This is a genomic window from Pseudomonas sp. AC239 (assembly GCF_979258545.1).
In genome coordinates, this window is record NZ_OZ409864.1 from 3,463,597 (window position 1) to 3,485,376 (window position 21,780).

The window sequence follows — 21,780 nt, forward strand, 5'->3', positions numbered from 1 at the left end:
GCCGCGCATCTTACGGGATCGGCCGCCGGCCTGCTTGCAGTTGCGCTTCGACCTGCGCGCAACGCGGGCACAGGCAGGCTTGATTGCGCAACTCGACCGGCAGCGCTTCGAGCACCGCCGGGTCGATGGTTACGCCGTAACACCAGCATTCGCGGTCGGCGGTGCGTGGGTCCGCGAGGCTGCAGTCGTTGCGGGCGCCGCAGGCCGGGCAGTGGTCGGGTTTGACGTCGTTATCAGGCATAGGTCGAGTGCGGCATTTCCATGCAGGTGCGGTTGCGCCCGGTTTGCTTGGCGCGGTACATCGCATGATCGGCCCGCGACAGCAGAGTGTGCAAGGTGTCATCGCGTTGCACGGTGGTGGCGCCGATGCTCACGGTCAGATGCAGGCTGTGGCCATCGTAGGCATATTCGTGTTGCTCGACGTGTTGACGGATTTTCTCGGCGATTTTCTGCCCGGTCTCGCCGTCGGTATCTTTCAACAGAACGATAAACTCTTCACCGCCCCAGCGGCAGACGATGTCGGCGTGACGCAGGCAACTTTGCAGGTCACGGGCGAAACCGATCAACACCTGATCGCCGGCCATGTGGCCGTAGGTGTCGTTCAACGCTTTGAAGTGGTCGAGGTCGAGCAACAACGCGGTCAGCGGCCTGGTTTCTCGTTGGGCCTCGTGCAGCGCTTGCGCGGCGAGGATGTCGAAACCGCGTCGGTTCGGCAGTTCAGTGAGACTGTCGAGGGTGGCGTGCGCCTGAATCTTCGCCTGGAAGCGCTTGATGACCCGATTGAGCAGCGCCAGCACGATCAACGTCACCAGCAGGCAGATCAGCAGATTGAGATACAGCGACTGGCGGATCTCGCTCAGCGCGCCATCCTCGCGTTTATCGACGAACAGGTACCAGTTCAACTCGGGGATAAACCGCACGTTGAGAAAATGCCCTTGGCCCTGAGTGGAATATTCGTAGCTGCCGCTGTGCGGCTTGGGCAACTGGCTGACCAGACTTTTCATGCTCTCCAGTTCGCCAAGACTCTGGCCGATGTGCGCGCCTTCCGGGCCACCCTCGGCACCGGTCAATACGAGCCGGCCGAAGGTATCGACGAAGTACACGCTGCGTTGATAGCGCTGTTGATACTTGTCGATCAGCTTGATCACCGCATCCACGGTGAGGCCCACGCCCGCTGCACCGATGAAGCGGTTGTGGTAGTCGTAGACCTTGTAGTTGATGAAGAACGTCAGGTTGTCCTTATTCGCCAGATCCGGGTCGACGTTGATCTCGTACGGGTCCTGCATGTCGCGCACGCGGAAGTACCAGGTGTCGCGCGGTTCATCGACTTTGACCTGCTTGAGCACGCCTTTGGCGTGGTAGTAGGTGAGCGTGGCATTGGAAACGAAGAACGCCGTGTAGGCGCCGTAATGGGTCATGACCTCGTCGAGATAGCGGGTCATCTGCTCGGGATTCTGCTCGCCGTTAACCACCCAGTCGCGCATGAACGTGTCACGGGACATCATCGAGGAAATCAGGATCGGCCGGACCAGATCTTTCTGGATTTCCGAATAGACCGTGTCGGAGGTCAGTGGCAGTTCAGTGTTGACGATGTTGTCGCGGATCGACTCGCGGGAGGCGAAGTAGCTCAACAGTGACGTGGCGAGAAAGCCGGCGCCGAGCAGGGCGACCAGGGTGAGCACCAGGGAACGTTGCGAGTACAAGGGAGAACGAAGCGGCATGGCAGATCCGTTGGCAGTGGCCCGATGGGATGCATTCTAGTGGGATGGTCGGGAAAACACTGCGGGATTTGTGCCTGAAATGGCGGGGGATATGACGTAGCGGTGTGTCAGGGAAATCGCAGCCCCTCACCCCAGCCCTCTCCCGGGGGAGAGGGAGCTGGATTGTGGGTGATGGAAAATCTGTGATCGACTCGGTATCAGCCAATGGCAACCGATGGACAATCGCCTCACCCTGGCCCTCTCCTGGGGGGGAGAGGGCCAGGGTGAGGCGAGCTTTCGGATCAGCCCCGGGATGCCAGATACGCCCGCCATCCCCCCAAATGACTGATATCCACCGCACCCTCCAACCCATACGGCTCACAGATAAACCCGCTCTCCCAGCGCCCATCCGCCAGTTGCACCTTGCCCAAACCCAGCGGCGCCGGAATCCCGGTCAGAAACGAGCCCAGCTCACTGCTCGGCAATTCCCACACCTCCACGGCAATCGCCACGCCGGCGTCCTTGACCCGTACCATGCCCGGCCGCAATGGCGGGCCGCCGGCGAGGGCGTGCAGTCGATAGTCCGGCGAACTGAACGTGGTTTCCAGCAAGCGCCCGCCACGCTGGGTCAGTTGCCAGTTCAGTGCCAGCCCTTGCAAGTGCGCACCACAGACCACCAATCGTGCACGGTCATTGCGCGCAGCGTTCGCCGGAGCTGGCAGGGCGCTGTCCTGCTGGCGCTGCAAGGCATCGGCCACGCTCAACAGATATTGATCGGTAAACACCCGCCCGAACAGCGTTACGCCCCACGGCAAACCGTTGCTCATGAACGCGGTCGGCACGGCGACGGCGGCGTAGTCGAGCAGGTTCATGAAGTTGGTGTAATAGCCGAGTTCGGAATTGCGCAGCACCGGCTCGGCCGCAAGCTCGGCCAACGTCACTGGACGGCCGATGGTCGGCGTCAGTACGCAGTCGAGATTTTCCAGGGCCTCGTCGCAGAGGGCCTTCAGCGCCTGCAATCGATATTGCGCGCGGAAGGTCTGCACGCCAGTCACTGCCGGAGCCTTGGCCAGCACCGCACGGATCACTGGCAGCACCGCTTCGGGATTCTGCTCCATCAGCTCACCGGCGACGCTGTAACGCTCGGCGACCCAAGGCCCGTCGTAAAGCAACCGCGCTGCTTCGAGAAATGGCGACAGGTCCAGTTCGACCGCTTCGCCACCCAGAGCCTTGAGCCGTTCGATGGCCGCTGCGAACAGTTGCGGCCCTTCGTTGCAGCCGAAAAATTCAAGGTCCTGCGCCCGTGGCACGCCGAAGCGAAACGGCCGTACCGCGCCGAATGCCGAGCCGTCGTTCCATGCCGGGTTGCGTCGGCTGTATTCATCGCGAGGATCATGTTTGGCTGTCAACGCCAACAACTGACTGGCCTCGCGAGCAGTGGCGGTGAAGGTGGTTACGCAATCCAGCGTGCGGCACGCCGGCAGCACGCCAGCGGTGGAAATCAGGCCCTTGCTCGCCTTCAAGCCCACCAGATTATTCAGCGCCGCCGGCACGCGCCCGGAACCGGCGGTGTCAGTGCCCAAGGCAAAACTCGCCACACCCAGTGCTACCGCCAGTGATGAACCCGCGCTGGAACCGCCGGACGGATACTCCGCCAGCACACTGTTCGGGCACGCACCATAAGGCGAGCGGCTGCCATTGAGGCCGGTGGCAAACTGATCGAGATTGGTCTTGCCCAGCGGTATCGCGCCCAGCGCCAACAGTTGCTCGACGATGGTCGCCGACTGTTGCGGCACATAGGCAAACGCCGGGCACGCGGCGGTGGTGGGAATGCCGGCCAGATCGATGTTGTCCTTGATCGCGAACGGCACGCCATACAGCGGCGAACTGTCGAGGTCACGACCGTCGAGGGCGGCCAGATACGGCTCCAGTTCATCGACGCTGAGCAGGTGGATGAACAGGTGATAGTCGGGATTCAGCGCAGCGGCTTTTTCGCGCAATTGCAGCAGCAGTTGGCGCGGTGTGGTGTCGCCATTGCGATAGGCCTGGCGCAGTGCATCGAGTTGCAGATTCATCGGTTGATCCTTTTCAGAAATGGCTTCAGTCGAGTTCCAGCACCACCACCCGTTGTCCGGCGCGCACCGCCGAACCGGGCTGCACGCGGATCTCTCGCACCACGCCGGCCAGCGGTGCGAGCACAGGGATTTCCATCTTCATCGACTCGAGAATCACCAGCACATCGCCCGCCGCGACACGCTGGCCGGCCTCGACCTGCACCTGCCAGAGGTTGCCGGCGATGTGGCTGTCGACGCTGTGTTCACCGCTCTGCAGCGGTGCTTCTTCGCTGGCGTCAGGCACGGCTTCTTCGCTGTCGAAATGCGCCTGGCCGCTGGCGATCCAGCGCTCGCGTTCAGCCTTGAACGCGCCCTGTTGCTGCGCACGGAAAGCGCTGATGCCCGCGGCTTCCTGACTGAGAAATGCCTGATAGTCGGCGAGGTTGAGCTGGCTGTGTTCGATGTTCAGATCAAAGCGCCCAAGGGGGAAATCGCGGCGGATGCGCAGCAGTTCTTCGGCGCTGACCGGGTAGAAGCGGATCTGATCGAAGAAGCGCAGCAGCCACGGTTTGCCGTCGAACGCGGCGACTTCGCGATAGCGATTCCACATCTGCAGAGTGCGCCCGACAAACTGATAACCGCCCGGGCCTTCCATGCCGTACACGCACAGGTAGGCGCCGCCGATGCCCACCGAATTCTCGGCGGTCCAGGTGCGTGCCGGGTTGTACTTGGTGGTCACCAGACGATGACGCGGGTCGAGCGGCGTGGCCACCGGCGCGCCGAGGTAAACGTCGCCAAGGCCCATCACCAGATAGCTCGCATCGAACACCGTGCGCTGCACTTCGTCGAGATTCGGCAGGTCGTTGATGCGCCGGATGAACTCCAGATTGCTTGGGCACCACGGCGCGTCCCTGCGCACGGTGGTCATGTATTTCTCGATCGCCAACTGGCAGGCCGGGTCGTCCCACGACAGCGGCAGATGCACGATGCGCGATGGCACCTGCAAATCCTTGGCGGCGCACACCGCGTCCCATTCGCCAGCGATGATGCCGAGCAGATCGGCCAGCGGCAGTCGCTCCGGCTGGTAGTGGATTTGCAGCGAGCGGATGCCCGGGGTTAGGTCGATCACGCCGTGCAGGGCTTGGCTTTGCAGCGCTTGCATCAGCGCGTGGGCGCGAAAGCGCAGGACCAGATCGAGCTCCGGCGCGCCGATTTCCAGCAGTAAATGAGTGTCGCCAGAAACCCGGCCGACAAGCCGCCGATCACCTTGACCCAACTCAAGAACCACAGGCGACACAATCCCTTGTGGGAGCTGGCTTGCCAGCGATGAAGTTGATGCGGTGTCAAATCGGGCGCCATCGCTGGCAAGCCAGCTCCCACAGGGTGCATCCCATTTCAGGGCGAGATCGCGGGCGGTGCCGAGGTCGACGGCGATGAACTGAATTTTATCGCCCGCCTTGAGCTGCCCCAGTTGCCACAGATCCGCCTCGATCACCGTCACCGGGCAGACAAATCCGCCCAGACTCGGGCCATCCGGGCCGAGGATCACCGGCATGTCCCCGGTGAAATCCACCGCACCAATCGCATACGGATTGTCATGGATGTTCGACGGGTGCAGACCCGCTTCACCGCCATCCTCACGCGCCCACTCAGGCTTCGGCCCGATCAGGCGCACGCCGGTGCGGCTGGAGTTGAAATGCACTTCCCACTGGGTCGCGAAGAATGTGGCGATGTAGTTTTCGCTGAAGTACTCCGGCGCGCCGTGCGGGCCGTAGATCACCCGGATCTGGCGCACGCTCGGCAGCGCAGTGATGAGCTGTTCGGCCAGTTGCTGGCCGGCGCTGCGCTCGGTCAATGCCGGCAGATGCAAGACATCACCGGCCCTCAATGCGCGACCGCCATGCCCGCCAAACTGGCCGAGGGTGAAGGTACTTTTGCTGCCCAGATAATCCGGCACCTGCACGCCGCCGCGCAGGCACAGATAACTGCGCGCGCCGGCGCCGCTGATGCTGCCCAGCTGCAACGTCGCGCCGGCCGGGATCAGCAGCGCGGTGTTCATCGGCACCGGTTCAGCGTCTAGCGTCAGGGCAATCGGTGCGCCAGTGACTGCGACGACGGCATCACAATTAAAACGCAGGATCGGCCCGCTCATGGTGATTTCCAGCGCGGCCGCGCCTTGTTCATTGCCGAGCAGACGATTGCCCAGACGCAGCGCTCGGCTGTCCATCGGCCCCGACGGAGGCACGCCGACGGCCCAGTAACCGAGGCGTCCGGGATAGTCCTGCACGCTGGTCTGCGTGCCGGCGCTGAGCACCTCGAAGGTATTGGCGTGATACAGCAGATTTTCCAGGCAACGGGTCCACGGCTGGCCGCTGGCGAATGGAGTATCGAGCAGAATCTGGCGCAGGTAATCGCGGTTGGTTTCCACGCCATATAGCAGGCTATCGCCCAATGCCTGATTGAGTTCGGCGCGAGCCTGTTCGCGACTCGGCGCCCACGCGATGAGCTTGGCGATCATCGGATCGAAATACGGCGGGATTTCCACGCCGGCCTCGACCCAGGTGTCGATGCGCAACTCAACGCCGTTGGCGGGCGCAAATTGCACAGCGGTCAGCAGGCCCGGGCTTGGCTGGAAATCACGCCCCGGATCTTCCGCGTACAGACGTGCCTGAATCGCATGGCCCTGCGGTTCCAGGCCTTGATACAACTCGCGCAGCGGTGGCAGATCACCGGCGGCCAGCTCGATCATCCAGCGCACCAGGTCCACATCCCACACCTGTTCAGTGACGCCGTGCTCGACCTGCAGCCGCGTGTTCACTTCAAGGAAATAAAAACGCTGAGCCTCGCTGTCGAAGACGAATTCGACGGTGCCGGCGCTGCGGTAATTCACCGCTCGCGCCAGTTTGATCGCCGCCGCGCACAGCTCATCGGCCATGCCTTCGGGCAGGCTCGGCGCCGGGGTTTCTTCGAGGACTTTCTGGTTGCGCCGCTGCACCGAGCAGTCGCGCACGCCGAGAGCGATGACTTCACCGCAGCCGTCGCCGAACACCTGCACTTCCAGATGCCGCGCGCGTTCGATGTACTTCTCGATGAACACCCCAGCGTCGCTGAAGTTGTTCTGGCCGAGGCGTTTCACCGCTTCGAATGATTCGCTCAATTCATTGGCGCTGCGGCACACGCGCATGCCGATGCCACCACCGCCAGCGGTGCTTTTCAGCATTACCGGGTAGCCGACCTGTTCGGCGGCGCTCAGCGCGCAATCGAGGCTGTCGAGCAGGTCGGTGCCTTCGAGCATGGGTACGCCGTGCTGTTTGGCCAACGCGCGAGCAGTGTGCTTGAGGCCGAATACCCGCAATTGCTCCGGCGTCGGTCCGATGAAGGCGATGCCCTGCGCTTCGCAGGCTTCGGCGAACGCTGCGTTCTCGGAGAGAAATCCGTAGCCGGGATGAATGGCGGTGGCGCCGCTTTGTTTGGCGATCGTGAGGATTTTGTCGACGGCCAGATAGGTCGCGGACGCCGCGCCTTCGCCCAGGCTGTACGCTTCAGCGGCCTGTGAGATGTGCAGGCTGGCGGCATCGGCTTCTGAGTACACGGCGACACCTTTGGCCTTCAGCACGTCAATCGTGCGCAGGATGCGACAGGCGATCGCGCCACGGTTGGCGATAAGGATTTTTTCGAACATGGCATAACCCCTGAAGGGGAAGCGGGCCGTCCCGCTGTTTTTCGACAGACATCCGGGCCGTCCCGGATGGAAAAAACACACTTCACTCAAACCCACCGCAAACTCCCTGTGGGAGCGAGCCTGCTCGCGAAGGCGGTGGATCAGCCACATCAATGCTGAATGACACGGCGCATTCGCGAGCAGGCTCGCTCCCACAGGGTTCAGGGTTGTCTGGTGGATTTCAGGCACTGCCCGGAACGCGCCTGGCACAGTGCAAAAAGCCAACGGCGTAAACGGCTGATGGTCAGTTCCATACCAGCAACTCCGCCGGAGTCGGGTTGTAGGCATTGCACGGGTTGTTCAACTGCGGACAGTTGGAAATCAGCACGATGACGTCCATCTCCGCGCGCAAATCAACGTACTTGCCCGGCGCCGAAATACCGTCCTCGAAGGTCAGCCCGCCATCCGCCGTTACTGGCACGTTCATGAAGAAATTGATGTTCGGCCCGATGTCGCTCTTGCTCAATCGGCCGTCGTGGGCGCAGGCGCGCAGGTAGTTGTCGCGGCAGCTGTGCATGTAGCGTTTTTCCAGGGCGTAGCGCACGGTGTTGCTCTCTTGCGCGCAGGCGCCGCCGAGGGTGTCGTGGCGCCCGCAGGTGTCGGCAACGATGGTCAGCATCGGCTGGCCGAGGTTGGAATACAGCACGCTGCCGGTGCTCAGGTAGACGCTGTTCTGCCGGCGCAAGGTGCGTTGCACGTCGTAGCGTTCCTTGGGGTTGGCGAGGCTGTAGAACAAGGTGTCGACCGCCTGATTGCCTTCCAGATCAAGGATGCGCAGGGTCTGCCCGGCCTTGACCTCCATCAGCCAGGGCTCGCCGGCGGGAATGGTCGCGCGGTAGATCGCGCTGTCGGCTTGCTTGTGCGAAGTGGCGATTGCGAGTGACATGGCAGCGATCCTCAGGCGAACAAACGGTCGGTGTTGATGAAGCCGCGCTCGTTTTCCGGGCGCGAAATGCGGCAATGTTCGGCGACGCTGGCGTCGGCGTTCATCCAGCTCAGCTTCAAGGGTTTCGGGGCGTATTCGGGGGACGGGTCCATCGGATGTTGCAGGGCGGTGAGCACCACCAAAGTGTCCATCGGCGCGTATAACTCGATGTAGTCGCCGGCCTTCGAATTGCCCTCGACGAAGTGGAAACGCCCGGCCTCATCGACGTTCACGCGGCTGAACAGATTGAGGGTCATCAGCAGGTCGGACAGGCCCAGGCCCCACTTGCCGAGTTCCACCAGCAAGTTGTCGGTGCCGTTGCGAAAGAAGCCGTTGCGCAATTCCTGATAGCGGCCCTGGCCGTATTTTTCGGCGACCTCTTGCGCGCACAGCACGCCGCCGAGGCTGTCGCTCCAGCCGCAGGTGTCGGCACTGATCGCGGCGAGTACGCGGCCCATGTCCGAGTACAGGCAGTGGCCGGCGGTGAGCTTGGCGGTGTGCTGGCATTTGAGGCTGTCGGGCAGGTTCAGCCGCTCGGTTTTTTCGTTGGCATTGAGCAAGGTCAGGCTGACATTGGCGCCGCCGCGCAGGTCGGTCAGACGCAGCAATTGGCCGCGCTTGAGCACGAACGAACGGTGGCCGCCGCCCGGCAGCAGTTCTTCAGCGAAGGGTGGGAAGAGTTGGATTGAATCAGTCATTGGAGCAGTCCTCTCAAGCAGTGCGAAGGGTGCCCGCCAGCGGTAGCGGCAGGGCCTCGACGGCGGCGCGCTGGGCGCGGCGGTCGCTGTTCAACGGGATGTCGTAGGTGATGCGTGCGCCGTAGGCGCCGGGGGCGTGCGGGTCGAGGCGCACCTTGTCGAACACCAGCAGACGCGTGCCGAGGCTGAAGCCTTCCGACAGGTCGTGGGTGACCATGAACACCGTCAGTTGCGTCTCGCGCCACAGCTCCAGCAGCAGCGCGTGCATGTCTTTGCGGATGCCCGGATCCAGCGCGCCGAAGGGCTCGTCGAGCAGCAACACGCGCGGCTTCATGATCAGCGCCTGAGCGATGGCCAAGCGTTGCTGCATGCCGCCGGACAGCTGTGCCGGGTACTTGTCCAGCGCATGGCCGAGGCCGACTTTTGTCAGCAGGGCTGCAGCCTGTTCGCGGGCCTCGCGTTTGGCGCTGCCAAACAGCCGGCCGAGCAAGGGCGCGCGCGGCAATTCGAGACCAAGGGCGACGTTGTCGAGCACGCTCAGGTGCGGGAACACCGAGTAGCGTTGGAAGACCACGCCACGGCTGGCATCCGGCTCGCTGGCCAAGGGCTGGCCGTCGAGCAGAATCTCCCCGCGACTGGCGCTTTCCTGGCCGAGCAGCAGGCGCAGGAAGGTCGATTTGCCGCAACCGGAGGCGCCGACCAAGGTGCAGAACTCGCCTTCGCTGACGCTCAGGTTCAAGCCTTCCAGCACCACTTGATCGGCGTACTGCTGCCAGACGTTTTTTACTGTGATGAAGCTCATTTTGCCGCTCCCTCGTACCAAGGGAAAGCGCGCTGGGTCAGCTGTTTCAAGCCCCAGTCCATCAGCCAGGCGAGCAGGGTGATCCACACCACGTAGGGCAGGATCACATCCATCGCCAGGTAGCGCCGCACCAGAAAGATCCGGTAGCCGAGGCCATCGGTGGAGGCGATCGCTTCGGCGGCAATCAGGAACAGCCACGCCGAACCGAGCATCAAGCGCAGCGAGATCAGCAAGCGCGGCAACAGCTGCGGCAAGACCACGCGCAGCATCAGCGTCCAGGTCGAGGCGCCGAGGGTCTGCGCCTTGATCAGCAGTTCGACTGGAATGTCACGGGCACGCTGTTCCAGATCCCGGGCCAGCGCTGGCGTGATGCCGATGACGATCAGCATGACCTTCGACAACTCGCCCAGGCCGAAGACGATGAACAGAATCGGCAGGATCGCCAGCGGCGGCACCATCGACAGCACCGTCAGCAACGGCGACAACGGCGCGCCGAACAGCGGCAGGGTGCCCGCCGCAATACCGAGGCAAAGACCCGCCAGCGCCGCGATGCCGAGGCCGATGGCCAAACGGCGCAGACTCGACGCAGTGTCTTGCCACAGCAGGTATTCACCGGTGCGGCTGTCGGCGTTGAAGGCCAGGCGTTTTACCGCGTCGCTCATCTGCACGGCGCTGGGCAGCAGTTTGTCGTTGGGGTTGTCCGCCAGGCGCTCGGCCGAGCCTGTGAAGTAGGCGAACAGGACAAGCGCGAACGGCAGGATCACCAGCAACAAGCGACTCGGGCGATCGGGGTGGCGATTGATCAGGCGCATGGCCAAATCCTCTGTGGCTTACAGCTTGGCGTCGGCGGCCATCTGCACGTAGGTCGGATCGAAACGCAGCTTGAGATTGGCGGTGTCGCCGCTGGTCACGCCGTTGGCGAAGGACATGCCGACCGCGCTGGGGTCCTTCGCGCCTTCGCCGAGCAGGCCGTGCTCGAAGGAGAACTCAGCGACCTTGCGCATGGTGTCCGGCAGTTGTTTGCTGGTGGCGAAATTCAGCGCTTCGCTCGGCGTGGCGAACAGCTTTGTGGTGTCCAGTTGCGCCTGGAAGCCTGCGAGATCGGTGCCAGAGGCCTTGGCCATGTGTTCCAGTGCGGCTTTGCTCGCGGCATTTTTCGCGTTCATCAAAGCGACCACTTCGAACCACGCCCCGGTCAGCGCTTTGCCCAGTGCCGGGTTGTCTTTGAGCGTGGCGCTGTTGACCACCATCATGTCCATGATCTCGCCGGGAATCTGGCTGGAATTGAACACTTCGGTGACGCCGGGTTTGGCCTTGATATCCGAGAGCATCGGGTTCCAGGTGGTCACGGCGTTGACTTCGTCGGTGTTGAACGCGGCGGCAATGTCGGCGTCGGAGGTGTTGACCACTTTCAGGTCTTTCTCGGTCAGGTCCACCGAGTCCAGCGCGCGAGCCAGCAGGTAATGCGAGACCGACAGCTCGACCAGATTGACGTCCATGCCTTTCAGATCGGCGACTTTTTTACCTTCGCCTTTGAGCACGATGCCGTCGTTGCCATTGGAGAAATCGCTGACGATCAACGCGGTGCTGTCAACGCCGCCGGCAGCGGGAATGGTCAGCGCATCCATGTTGGTCATGGTGCAGCCGTCGAACTGGCCGGCGGTGTACTGGTTGATCGATTCGACGTAGTCGTTGAGCTGCACGACGTCGATCTTGATCCCGTATTTCTTCGCCCATTTGTCGACGATGCCCTGGCTGCCGGCGTATTCCCATGGCATCCAGCCGGCGTAGATCGTCCAGCACACGCTGAAGTGGTCTTTCTGGGCGGCGGAAGATTGCGTGCTGATGAGCGCGGCGAAGGCGGCGGCGAGCAGGGCGGGGAAACGTAGTCGGATCATTGCGGATTCTCCAGTTGATCGAGGGCGGACAGGAAGGCAACGCGGCACCGCGAACGGTGGCTTGTCTCCCGGGCTTTTGTCCCGCCGTGTAACCTCAACTGGAGGTCGCCAACTCTCGGACCAGCCACTCGCGCTTGCGAGCCGGAACCCTAGTCAGCCATTGCAAATTGTGGTGCCGCGAACCTGTGATGACTCCTGCACAGGTTTGCTAAAGCGAGAGACGTGCCAAGTCGCGCCGAGGCCTCTGCGGCGGGGATCTGCTGGATTGCCGAGGGAAGCGGGGGGAGCTATAGCGCATCGTGGTGGTGCGCGGTTGCACCGTCATGCAGCGCGTTTACGCTTCACGGGTCGCTGATTTTGCGGATAAACAAGATTTCATAATCACTTGTTTCAACTTGTTGCAGGAACGCACCAGATTCTGAAATCGCTGTCTGATTCTTCGACAGTCACGCAATTGCTGACGGTCGCCTGCCAGCGTCGCTGGTGTGGCCAACCCGCGGTCCAGGAGGCCGCCATGTATCGCCGAATCGTACTGCTTGCCGTGATGCTTTTTTCCCTTGGCGGATGCGTTCCTTATTCCTATGGAGACAGCTACTACAGGTCAGAGGTCTACACATCACCCGCACCGGCCTATTACAGCGGTGGCGGCTCCTATTACCGCAGCGGCGGCACTTATTACACTCAGCCGCGCTACTACCAGCCAGCGCCGCGGTACTACCAGCAACCGCGTTATTACCAGGCGCCGCGTTACTATCAACCGGCCCCGCGTTATTACGAAAGCCGTCGCTGGCACGGCAACGATCGCGGACGCTGGGACGGCCACCGTCGCGGCGGTTGGGACAACGACCACCGGGGTCGCGGCAACTATGACCGTCACAGCGGTCGCCGTGACTACAACGGCCGTGGCAACCGCTGGTAAATCACCGCAACGAACAAGCGGCGCATCAAGCGCCGCTTTTTTTTGCCTGTCGAAAACGTGTTCCGTGGGCCGTCTCCCAAGGCAATCCCGGAAGCGTCCTACAGTTTCATTTCGTGGTGTTTGTTAGCGTTCGTGGATGCCGAACGAGGCGAGCAATCCTCAGCTCGATAGCGGCGAAAAATGGACGTTCAGCGCTATGAAGCTACTGGTTATTCATCAAAATTTTCCCGGTCAGTTCCGTCATGTGGTGCTGGCAGCACTGGACCGCGGTGATGAGGTCGTGGCGATAGGCCGGGACACGGCACCGGGCGTCGACGGTGTGAACACCCATCGCTATCGAGCGACCAGCCGAGCGCCCGGCAATATTCACCCCTATCTGATCCGATACGAACAAGCGGTAATTGATGGGCAGAAGGTCTTCGAAATTCTGAGCAGGCTGAAGCGTTCGGGTTATCAGCCAGATGTCATTCTTGCTCATCCCGGATGGGGAGAAACGCTGTTCGCCAAGGACGTCTATCCCGATACGCCGCTGATTCACTATTGCGAGTATTACTATCGAGCGCAGGGCGCCGATTGCGGGTTCGACCCTGAATTCCGCCGAGCCACAAGGGAGTCGTCACGGCTGCGAGTGCTCAACTCGCTGCATCTGTTGAATCTTGAACACTGTGATGCCGCGATTGCGCCTACGCAGTGGCAGCGCAGCCTGTTTCCGGCTGCTTACCAGTCGGCAATCCGGGTAGTTCACGAAGGTGTGATTCAACGTTCTGACCTGGCGAAAGTCGCGGCAGTCAGATTGCCCAATGGAATCGAGTTCAAAGCCGGACAGCCGATCGTCACCTATGTCGCCAGAAACCTCGAGCCTTATCGCGGCTTTCACAGTTTCATGCGAGCGATCCCGCTTATTCAGGCCGAGTGCCCCGATGCGCAGATCATCATGGTTGGCGGTGATGGTGTCAGTTACGGGAGTAAGCCGGTCGGGTATCCGGATTGGCGCAGCAGGATGGAGGCAGAGGTCAGTTTCGATCACTCCAGCGTGCATTTCACAGGGAAACTTCCTTACCAGACTTACCGCGCGGTTCTCGCATGTTCCAAAGTCCATGTTTATTTGACGTATCCGTTTGTCTTGTCGTGGTCGTTACTGGAGGCGATGGCGTCCGGTTGTGTGGTTGTTGCGTCGGATACGGCTCCGGTAAGGGAAGTCATTGTCGATGGGGCTAATGGCATGTTGGTGGATTTCTTCGACCATCAAGGAATTGCCAGCAGTGTAAGCAAGGTTTTGCAGTCGGCAGGTGAGTACGATGGTCTTGCCAGCGCCGCGAAGTTGACGGCAGGTCGGTTCAGTGTGGAATCGGGCGTGAGCCAATACTTTGAGGTTTTTGCAAACGCGATATCCGGACATAACGACATACCAACCGTTCCGCAGTTTGAGCGGGAGGTTTGAAATGTCCAGGAAGTCGCGTAAGCAGGCGATCAGGTGGTTTAAAAGGTTATTGAAGTATGGATTGTTCTTTTATGTCTGTTATTGCGTAGCGGGATTTTATATTCGCCAAGAACAATCCGCGGCGTCGGCGGCTATTCACCAGGCAGACGAGAAAGCTTGTCAGAACAAACTGGCGAGCATGCAGCAAGTGCCGATATTGGGCGGCGCCTATGTGGATAAGACGCTGGTCCCGGAGTTTTACGTTGGCATGCCGGAAATGGTGAACAAGAAAGCTTGCCTGGCCATTGCTCTGAAGGGGCTTTTCTGGTGGACCGGGACGGGACTGCACCGGCACCAGAATCAGCGCCTGGGACCGATCCCCGAAAGCTGGCGGCTCTATAAATTGAATGCCGGGCTTTTTACCAGAAAAGAAACTACCGAGCCCCATGAACGGGGTTATCGGCACGTCAACTGGCCGGATGAGTTGATTGTGAAACTAAAGAATTATCCGGGGCTGGAGATTTGGCTGGATGCACCTCCGCCGCATTTCAAGAATGAAGACTCGGTTAGAACGTTTGTCATTACTGGCTGGCCGCGGCGAGATGGAACCCCTCGGTTGATCAACTGTGACGGCTTGATTCGCCCGGCGTCGGAGGAAAAACTGACTGACGAGAAACTGGCAAGGTTCAGCAGAGCTGAATTGGAAAATCTTGATTTCGGCAAACTGAATTTCTTCTGCAATATCAATCTGGATAACTTCGACTTTTCCGGGGGGCACGGTAGCGTAGGACTCGGATTAGCGTCATTACGCGAAGCACCTGAGATGCTCAAATATCTCAGTGACTATCTTTCACGCTCTGTTATTACAAGGAAGTAACAATGAGTTATTTATTCAGCGATATGGAAAAATCAGAGATTATCAACGCAGCCAATATTTGCAAAGGAATGAGGCTGCGCTCAAAACAGCTTCAGTACGATGCACTGAAATTAGCAGGGGCAAGCTGCGCCCCCCTGTACCAAAAGCTGTTCGATATTATTGGCGAAAAAATTTCTGAGGTTTTCGCTGTCGATAATGAGGCTGGAGAGGTGCTGAAAAACGCCAGACTCTGGCTTGCCGTGGCCATTGATGCCAACGGTGGAAACGGTGCCTACTCGGCCCTGATTCGTGGTTACACCTCACGTCAGGGTGAACTCAGACTGAATACGATTTTCAGTGAAGACCTGATGCAGCTTTCATCCAACCAGGTTGCCGTCAACTTCATCAATACCCTGATCAACGGATCCCTTGCCGGTCAACTGGCGCCATGGACGGTTCCGTCAATCAGCCAGATCGCTGAAATCGACGCCAGCGCGATTGGCGAGGCGCTGTTCAAGGAGGTTTGCGGGGAGGACGATACCGCCGTGAAACGCAATGCCGGCTGGTCTGGAACAGTCGGATTCAGCCTGTTGGGCGGTAAACCTCCCTATGAAACGTGGAGACTGATCTCTGCGGGCGACCCGGATGCGGAAGATGGCGGCCCACCCACCCATCCAGGCAAAACCCAACCGGCTCGACGACTATAAAAACATTCTCTTCGCCATCGACGCCTACAGCGTCGGCCTGCGAGCGGCGATCAGCAATTTCGGCATCAATCCACTGCAAAGTCTGCTATCGGTCGTACCCGAGCAAATCAACATCGCGCTGGCCAGTGGCAGTGTGAATCCGCTGATTCAGCATGTAGTCAAAGGCACGCCTGTTGCCGCCGTGGTCGAGCTGATCTTGCGCTACGGCCAGAACGAATTTTTCGACATGTTCAAGCGCACTTACGACGGCGATTCTGCTGCCACACCCACCACCAACGAAACCTTCGCCAGCAACGCTTACGCATTCTTTTCGGCATTTTCCCCAGAGCAGTCGCAAAGCATCGTCACCCGGACAATAGGCGAGTTCGGCAATGCCAATGCATGGGCGAAACTGGCAGGCGAGGCGACGCCGCTCGGTCTGGCGTTGCGCAACTCTTTGCAGCAACTCAGTGAAGTCGTAATAGAGCGAGCCGACGCTTATCCCGACCGCAACCTTGAACTTTACGATCCGCACACTGGCGAAGGCGTCATCACCGCGCCGTGGCTGGCGGATCGAGCGCAAATGCTGGCGCGGTTGATTGCCCGAACCCAGGGCTCGTTTGGCGAACACTCGCTGCAGCAGTTTTCCTACTCCGATCTCGCCTCAGGCAAACAGGCGCCGATGACCACAGGTGTGTTGAACCCGCTGGCCCTGTTCGGTGATGACGGCGGGCGATCTTTCGCTGGTGGCGCCAATGCCGATCATCTGTATGGCGGCGTGGGCAATGACTCGATCCATGGGATGGCCGGTCGCGATGTCATTGAAGGTGGTCGCGGCAATGACTCGCTGAGCGGAGGTGACGGCAATGATGTGTTGTACGGGATGGCCGGTGATGATGTGCTGATCGGAGGAAGGGGTAACGATTCTCTGATCGGGGGCGAAGGCAACGACCGTTATGAATTCTCCAGCGGCGATGGCCTCGACGAGATTCTTGAGGCCAATGCCGATGGGCAACTGTGGATCAACGGCGCGCCGATTCCCCAACTCAAACGCCACGCGCCTCTGAGCAATATCTTGTCTACCGAGGATCGGTCCATCAGCCTGACGCTTGTTGAAAGCACCCTCAACATCAAATACGGCGAGGGCGATCTGGTGGTGATCAAAAACTTCCAGCCCGGGATGCTTGGCATCCGCCTCCCTGAATACGAGGGGCAGCCGCTCACTGCTGCGGATTTGACGCTTCAGGGCGACTGGAAAGCCAAAGACACAGATCCAACTGTCCCCGGCGATCAGCCCTCCTTTGATGAACTGGGCAACGTGGTGCTGCTGCCCCAGGTAAAACAGCGCAACAAGGCCGACGTACTTTACGGTTCCGCCGCAGACGACGTCATTCTCGGCTTGGGTGGTTCTGATCGATTGTTCGGCAAGGCTGGAGACGATCGATTATTCGGCGACAAGCAGACGACAATCGAAAAGGCCCTGGTTGAGGGTGATGCCATGGGCAAGGCAAGTCGCGGAGACTGGCTCGACGGCGGGCAAGGTGACGATTTGCTTATCGGTACGGCATCGCGAGATGTTCTGCTCGGTGGCAATGACCGGGATACCCTGATCGGCGGTGCTGGCGATGATGTGTTATCCGGGGACGAAACCACCGGTGCGCTGGAACAAGGTTGGGCGGTCAAGCGCGCTGCCGTCACGATTGCTCGCGGTGTGACCAGTCACCGAGCGGTCTATTCAAACGCCTCGATAAACAGCGCGCCCGAGGGCGCTGACGACGTGCTGTACGGGCAGGGCGGCAAGGATATTATCAACGGCGGCTGGGGGGAGGACCTGCTTGACGGCGGAGCTGACGACGATTTTCTCAAAGGCGATCAAGGTAACGACACCCTGGCCGGTGGCAGCGGCAACGACGTAATGCTCGGCGACAACCTCGATTGGGGCGGTGGTCTACCCAGCAAACACCATGGCAACGATATGCTGGACGGCGGCAGTGGTGATGATTCACTCGGCGGTAACGGTGGCAGCGACGCTTTGTATGGTGGCCCTGGCAACGACATCTTGCAGGGTGATGACGGCGTACTGGACGGCGTCGAAGGCGATGCCGCGCATTTTTTTGGCGATGATCTGCTGGACGGTGGCCCCGGCGATGACAAGCTCTGGGGCGGCGGTGGCGATGATTTGCTCTTCGGCGGCGAAGGCAATGATGATCTGATTGGCGATAGCCCCGAGCATCCGGTTCGTTATCACGGTAACGACTTTCTTGATGGCGGTGCGGGGGATGACACCCTGCGAGGCATGGGCGGCGCGGATACGCTGCTGGGTGGGGCGGGAGCTGATTTCCTCGATGGTGACGTGTCTGACCTGCAGCCGGGCGGCATCAATGATGATTTGCTTCAGGGCGGTGAAGGAAACGATACGTTACAGGGTGGTTTCGGTGCGGACACGCTGTACGGCGGCGCGGGTGACGACATCCTGGCCGGCGATTACGAAAACAGCGCTGAGGCCGAGCACAATGCCGATTATCTGGACGGTGGTTCAGGCAACGACACGCTGCTCGGAGGCGGTGGCAACGACACCTTGCTGGGCGGGGAAGGGACGGACTACCTGCGCGGCGATTCTGGCGATAACGTGTTTGATGGCGGTCCCGGTCACGACGTGTTGGATGGGCTGGAGGGTGCTGACATCTACTATTTCGGCACTGGCGACGGGCTGGATGTTGTCAACGACTCGGGTGGCCGCAACGTTGTCAGGTTCGGCGCAGGTTTCTCCGCGCAAAGTCTGAAAGCCGACGTTATCGAAGCTGCCGTCGGTACGGTGTTGCGACTGGCCAATGGCACGGGCGATGCGATACTCATCAAGAATCACCAGATGTGGAAGGATTCCACATTCAGTTTCAACGACGGCGTGGTACTTGATTACGCAGATGTCCTGCGCAAAACATTGCCGCCGATAGAGGTGCCCGAATCACCCGTATCGGAAGTTGTAACCGCCACAGGAACCCAGGAAGGCAAAGTTGAGGATCCGGTTAAGCCAGACGATGTAACCGCTGCGGCGCAAGCCCCGGTGGCATCTGTTCAAACGGTCAACTGGACCGATCAACTCCTCGCGCAACTCAAGTCAAAACGCTCTGCCCGCAAACTCGCCACAGGTTTTACCTTGAACGACCAAGGCGTCTGGGTTCGCAGTCATATCTCCACCAGCGCCACCGGCTACACCACTCACACCGAACTGAACGATGACAGCATCGGGGCCGGGGCACTGTCTGAAACGCCGCCATGGATGAAGGCTGATGCCGGGCAAGCCGTGATCAGTGAGAGGCAGTCGAAGACCACAACCCGTGTCGAACATAAACCGGTGAAAGCGGAGGGAGCAATGCCTTCCTCAAGCCAGGCACCTCGCTATTATCGATCCGGCTCGGCCAACGGGTTTTCATTCAATACGGGCGACGTATTGGTTGAAGACCGACAGCAATCCGGCGCGCTTGAAGGCTGGTACGTCTATCCGGCGGCAAGCTTCAGTTCGGGTGCAACAGTGCCCAAGGCGTTTCGCTGGGATGTCACGACTGAAACGATCAAACGCAAAATCGTCCATGGCAACGATGCCGGCGGGCGAGTCAACGTCGAAGTGGAAAACGTTTTCCACGGCGGCGCGGGAGACGATCTGATCGTCGCTTATGCAGGCTCCCCACTTGACTACGGCACTGTCGGTGACAGAACACCGGGCGCGTTTTTATCCGCAGGTGCAGGTGACGATACCTTGCTGGGCTCCGAGGGCGCCGACTATCTGCTCAGCGGCTCGGGTGATGACTGGCTCTACGGCGAAGACGGCGCCGACACCTACATCGTGCAAGCGCATGCCGGAGCGACAACCACGATTGCGGACGTGCTCAACCCTGTTTTCCACCGAGCAGAAATTGGCGTAGCGGGGTGGAAAGACGAATACGGATTGATCGATCAGGACACGGTCGTTCTTCCAGCAGGCGCGCAGCGCGATGTACTGCAATTGAGCTGGGGTGCTGCGCTGATAGAGACCACCCATGTCGAGCTGGAGCCCAACCCGAGTCGCGGGGCTTACCGCAACCCGCCGAGAGCGAAAATGCTTCATCCGACACTCGATATCCAATGGGGCGGGACGCAAAAAGTCCGCATCGTCTTGCCCCACAACGGTGAACTTGAGGGCGCCGGTATTGAGCTCGTAAAGTTCGCCGATGGGTCGGTCGCAAGTTTGAAGCAGCTCCTGGAATCAAGTCAGCTGGGACCCGCGCCCGAGACTTTTCATACGGGTGTCATCGTCAACCATCCCACCCGTTCAACTTCCTTGCGAGACGGACGAGCACTTCCATTAGTCGGCGGTCGTGGCAATGACACGATAACCGGGGCGGGAGAGATCCGAGGTATGCAGGGGGATGATGTGCTCACGGGCAGCCCCGGTGATGATCTGCTGCTGGGTGGGCCGGGTGATGACACGCTGGCGGGCGGCGCTGGAAGTGATCTCTACCGATACGATGGCCTCGGTCGAGACGTGATCATCAATAACGGAGGCGGCCGGGACGGGATCGATTTTTCCGAACGCAGGTTGACGATCGACAACTTGAAGTTTCACCGTGAGCGCGATGATCTGGTGATCGTGGTGGATTACGGCATGGCGCCGAAAATCCGGGTTTCCAATCACTTTGCCGCAGGTGAAAGCGCTATTGGCTTCATAAGGGTCAGCGAAGGAACAGCGACTCAAGACTACACCGCAACGCAAATTGCCGAACGTCTGCATCCTCTCCCGCCACTGAGGGACGTCGAGGATATTTTGATAAAGGGCGACGATGAAGCGCAGCGGGCATTGAAGGAAATCATTGGGTTCTACGAACTGAACGTCTGAGTTGCCAAACGACCGATTGAGCCAGCCCGCGACGCAAACCAGTTGCCATCGCGGGCCACGAGTCAGCTCAATACTGAGTCAGATCCGCCAACGGATGCCGCCCCTCCCAGGCTTTATGAAAGTGCGCCTCGACCACCGCATCCGGCACGTTATTGATATCCGGCCAATGCCAGTGTGGCTTCTGATCCTTGTCGATCAACCGCGCGCGCACGCCTTCGCTGAATTCCGGGTGGCGACAGCAATTGAGGCTCAGGGTGTATTCCATCTGGAATACTTCGGCCAGCGACATGTGCCGCGCGCGGCTGATCTGTTCCCAGACCAGATGCGCGGTCAGCGGCGAGCCCTCGGTCATGGTTTTCGCCGCGCGGGCAATCAACGGATCGCTGCTGTCGCGGTGCAGGCTGATGGCTTTCCACGCACAGGCAACGTCGCTGACATCGAGCAGTTCGTCGATCTGCTGACGACGCGGCAGCCACTGCGCTTCGGGCATTTGCTCAAGTGCCTCCTGCTGCAAAGCCTTGAGCAGGCTGTTGAGCTGCATGGCGGTCTGTTCCTGCCAGTTCAATTGCAACAAGCCTTCGATCAATTGCGGTTGCTGTTCGTCGAGCAGGAAGCGGTCGGCCAGATCCAGATCCAGCGCATCACGGCCGTTGATATGCGCGCCGGTCAGACCGAGAAACAAGCCGAGCTTGCCCGGCAACCGCGCAAGAAACCAGCTGGCGCCAACGTCCGGATACAGACCAATGGTGATTTCCGGCATCGCCAGACGGCTGCTCGGCGTGACGATCCGCGTGCTGGCGCCCTGCAACAGGCCCATGCCGCCGCCAAGCACGTAACCGTGACCCCAGCAGATCAGCGGCTTCGGATAGGTATGCAGGCTGTAATCAAGGCGATATTCCGCGCTGAAAAATTGCGCGGCCAACGGAGGGACTTCGCCGGGGTGAGCGCGGCAGGCTTCGACCAGGCTGCGCACTTCGCCACCGGCGCAGAAGGCTTTGGCGCCGTTACCGCGCAGCAGCACGCAGACGACTTGCGGGTCATTGGCCCAGGCGTTCAATTTGTCGCTGAGGGCGTTGATCATCGGCAGGGACAGGGCATTCAGCGATTTTTCGGCATCCAGGCTGGCGATGCCGATGCGGGCGCCGTCGGTGCCGGTAAGTTCTTCGAAGTGCAGATTCATCGTGACCTCGATCAGGAATTTGAACGATCAGTATGATCGTTGCGTGGG

General features: G+C 60.4%; 15 protein-coding genes and 1 riboswitch. Of the genes, 5 read left to right on the forward strand and 10 right to left on the reverse strand.

Features of this window, described 5'->3' with window-relative positions; all coding sequences use genetic code 11:
• Nucleotides 1–10: 10 nt before the first annotated feature.
• From ACZ0AZ_RS15770 to ACZ0AZ_RS15810, 9 genes are all read right to left on the reverse strand, one after another.
• On the reverse strand, nt 11–241 hold the full coding sequence (locus ACZ0AZ_RS15770) for a cysteine-rich CWC family protein (protein ID WP_129998879.1): 231 nt from the start codon (nt 239–241) through the stop codon (nt 11–13).
• Entirely contained in the window at nt 234–1,721 is a 1,488-nt protein-coding gene (locus ACZ0AZ_RS15775; RefSeq protein ID WP_310407697.1) for a sensor domain-containing diguanylate cyclase, read from the reverse strand. The genes ACZ0AZ_RS15770 and ACZ0AZ_RS15775 overlap by 8 nt, the downstream gene beginning before the upstream one ends.
• 281 nt (nt 1,722–2,002) lie before the next feature.
• Nucleotides 2,003–3,775 (reverse strand): allophanate hydrolase, encoded by a 1,773-nt coding sequence (gene atzF / locus ACZ0AZ_RS15780; protein ID WP_463537701.1) that lies wholly within the window; start codon nt 3,773–3,775, stop codon nt 2,003–2,005.
• Nucleotides 3,776–3,800: 25 nt separating this feature from the next.
• Complete coding sequence (gene uca / locus ACZ0AZ_RS15785) at nt 3,801–7,436, reverse strand: urea carboxylase (protein ID WP_463537702.1); 3,636 nt, start codon at nt 7,434–7,436, stop codon at nt 3,801–3,803.
• Nucleotides 7,437–7,719: 283 nt separating this feature from the next.
• Entirely contained in the window at nt 7,720–8,361 is a 642-nt protein-coding gene (locus ACZ0AZ_RS15790; protein ID WP_016771291.1) for an urea amidolyase associated protein UAAP2, read from the reverse strand.
• A gap of 11 nt (nt 8,362–8,372) precedes the next feature.
• A complete protein-coding gene (locus tag ACZ0AZ_RS15795; RefSeq protein WP_129998883.1) occupies nt 8,373–9,098 on the reverse strand; it encodes an urea amidolyase associated protein UAAP1 in 726 nt (241 codons plus the stop codon).
• Nucleotides 9,099–9,111: 13 nt separating this feature from the next.
• Nucleotides 9,112–9,900, reverse strand: a complete 789-nt coding sequence (locus ACZ0AZ_RS15800) for an ABC transporter ATP-binding protein (protein WP_129998884.1) — start codon at nt 9,898–9,900, stop codon at nt 9,112–9,114.
• On the reverse strand, nt 9,897–10,712 hold the full coding sequence (locus ACZ0AZ_RS15805) for an ABC transporter permease (RefSeq protein ID WP_024011982.1): 816 nt from the start codon (nt 10,710–10,712) through the stop codon (nt 9,897–9,899). The genes ACZ0AZ_RS15800 and ACZ0AZ_RS15805 overlap by 4 nt, the downstream gene beginning before the upstream one ends.
• Before the next feature lie 18 nt (nt 10,713–10,730).
• A complete protein-coding gene (locus tag ACZ0AZ_RS15810) occupies nt 10,731–11,798 on the reverse strand; it encodes a putative urea ABC transporter substrate-binding protein (protein WP_415763407.1) in 1,068 nt (355 codons plus the stop codon).
• A gap of 63 nt (nt 11,799–11,861) precedes the next feature.
• A riboswitch (guanidine-I (ykkC/yxkD leader) is annotated at nt 11,862–11,962 on the reverse strand.
• 350 nt (nt 11,963–12,312) lie between these two features.
• Here ACZ0AZ_RS15810 and ACZ0AZ_RS15815 point away from each other — a divergent pair.
• The 5 genes from ACZ0AZ_RS15815 to ACZ0AZ_RS15835 all read left to right on the forward strand — a co-directional run bounded on the left by ACZ0AZ_RS15815 (nt 12,313) and on the right by ACZ0AZ_RS15835 (nt 20,552).
• Nucleotides 12,313–12,717 (forward strand): hypothetical protein, encoded by a 405-nt coding sequence (locus ACZ0AZ_RS15815; protein ID WP_463537703.1) that lies wholly within the window; start codon nt 12,313–12,315, stop codon nt 12,715–12,717.
• Nucleotides 12,718–12,913: 196 nt separating this feature from the next.
• Entirely contained in the window at nt 12,914–14,158 is a 1,245-nt protein-coding gene (locus ACZ0AZ_RS15820) for a glycosyltransferase family 4 protein (RefSeq protein WP_463537704.1), read from the forward strand.
• A gap of 1 nt (nt 14,159) precedes the next feature.
• Nucleotides 14,160–15,014: a hypothetical protein gene (locus ACZ0AZ_RS15825; RefSeq protein ID WP_463537705.1), complete on the forward strand. Its 855-nt coding sequence runs from the start codon at nt 14,160–14,162 to the stop codon at nt 15,012–15,014.
• A 2-nt stretch (nt 15,015–15,016) separates the two neighbouring features.
• Complete coding sequence (locus tag ACZ0AZ_RS15830; protein ID WP_463570780.1) at nt 15,017–15,700, forward strand: hypothetical protein; 684 nt, start codon at nt 15,017–15,019, stop codon at nt 15,698–15,700.
• On the forward strand, nt 15,648–20,552 hold the full coding sequence (locus tag ACZ0AZ_RS15835; RefSeq protein ID WP_463537707.1) for a calcium-binding protein: 4,905 nt from the start codon (nt 15,648–15,650) through the stop codon (nt 20,550–20,552). The genes ACZ0AZ_RS15830 and ACZ0AZ_RS15835 overlap by 53 nt, the downstream gene beginning before the upstream one ends.
• A 67-nt stretch (nt 20,553–20,619) precedes the next feature.
• Here the strand turns inward: ACZ0AZ_RS15835 and ACZ0AZ_RS15840 are convergent, their stop codons facing one another.
• Nucleotides 20,620–21,732: an enoyl-CoA hydratase/isomerase family protein gene (locus tag ACZ0AZ_RS15840; protein WP_463537708.1), complete on the reverse strand. Its 1,113-nt coding sequence runs from the start codon at nt 21,730–21,732 to the stop codon at nt 20,620–20,622.
• Nucleotides 21,733–21,780: the final 48 nt, after the last annotated feature.

Coding starts and splice junctions, on each gene's coding strand:
- ACZ0AZ_RS15795 (WP_129998883.1), bottom strand. CDS start 9,098: ATGACTGATTCAATCCAACTCTTCCCACCCTTCGCTGAAGAACTGCTG.
- ACZ0AZ_RS15800 (WP_129998884.1), bottom strand. CDS start 9,900: ATGAGCTTCATCACAGTAAAAAACGTCTGGCAGCAGTACGCCGATCAA.
- ACZ0AZ_RS15810 (WP_415763407.1), bottom strand. CDS start 11,798: ATGATCCGACTACGTTTCCCCGCCCTGCTCGCCGCCGCCTTCGCCGCG.
- atzF (WP_463537701.1), bottom strand. CDS start 3,775: ATGAATCTGCAACTCGATGCACTGCGCCAGGCCTATCGCAATGGCGAC.
- ACZ0AZ_RS15820 (WP_463537704.1), top strand. CDS start 12,914: ATGAAGCTACTGGTTATTCATCAAAATTTTCCCGGTCAGTTCCGTCAT.
- ACZ0AZ_RS15790 (WP_016771291.1), bottom strand. CDS start 8,361: ATGTCACTCGCAATCGCCACTTCGCACAAGCAAGCCGACAGCGCGATC.
- ACZ0AZ_RS15825 (WP_463537705.1), top strand. CDS start 14,160: ATGTCCAGGAAGTCGCGTAAGCAGGCGATCAGGTGGTTTAAAAGGTTA.
- ACZ0AZ_RS15775 (WP_310407697.1), bottom strand. CDS start 1,721: ATGCCGCTTCGTTCTCCCTTGTACTCGCAACGTTCCCTGGTGCTCACC.
- ACZ0AZ_RS15805 (WP_024011982.1), bottom strand. CDS start 10,712: ATGCGCCTGATCAATCGCCACCCCGATCGCCCGAGTCGCTTGTTGCTG.
- ACZ0AZ_RS15830 (WP_463570780.1), top strand. CDS start 15,017: ATGAGTTATTTATTCAGCGATATGGAAAAATCAGAGATTATCAACGCA.
- ACZ0AZ_RS15815 (WP_463537703.1), top strand. CDS start 12,313: ATGTATCGCCGAATCGTACTGCTTGCCGTGATGCTTTTTTCCCTTGGC.
- uca (WP_463537702.1), bottom strand. CDS start 7,436: ATGTTCGAAAAAATCCTTATCGCCAACCGTGGCGCGATCGCCTGTCGC.
- ACZ0AZ_RS15835 (WP_463537707.1), top strand. CDS start 15,648: ATGGCGGCCCACCCACCCATCCAGGCAAAACCCAACCGGCTCGACGAC.
- ACZ0AZ_RS15770 (WP_129998879.1), bottom strand. CDS start 241: ATGCCTGATAACGACGTCAAACCCGACCACTGCCCGGCCTGCGGCGCC.
- ACZ0AZ_RS15840 (WP_463537708.1), bottom strand. CDS start 21,732: ATGAATCTGCACTTCGAAGAACTTACCGGCACCGACGGCGCCCGCATC.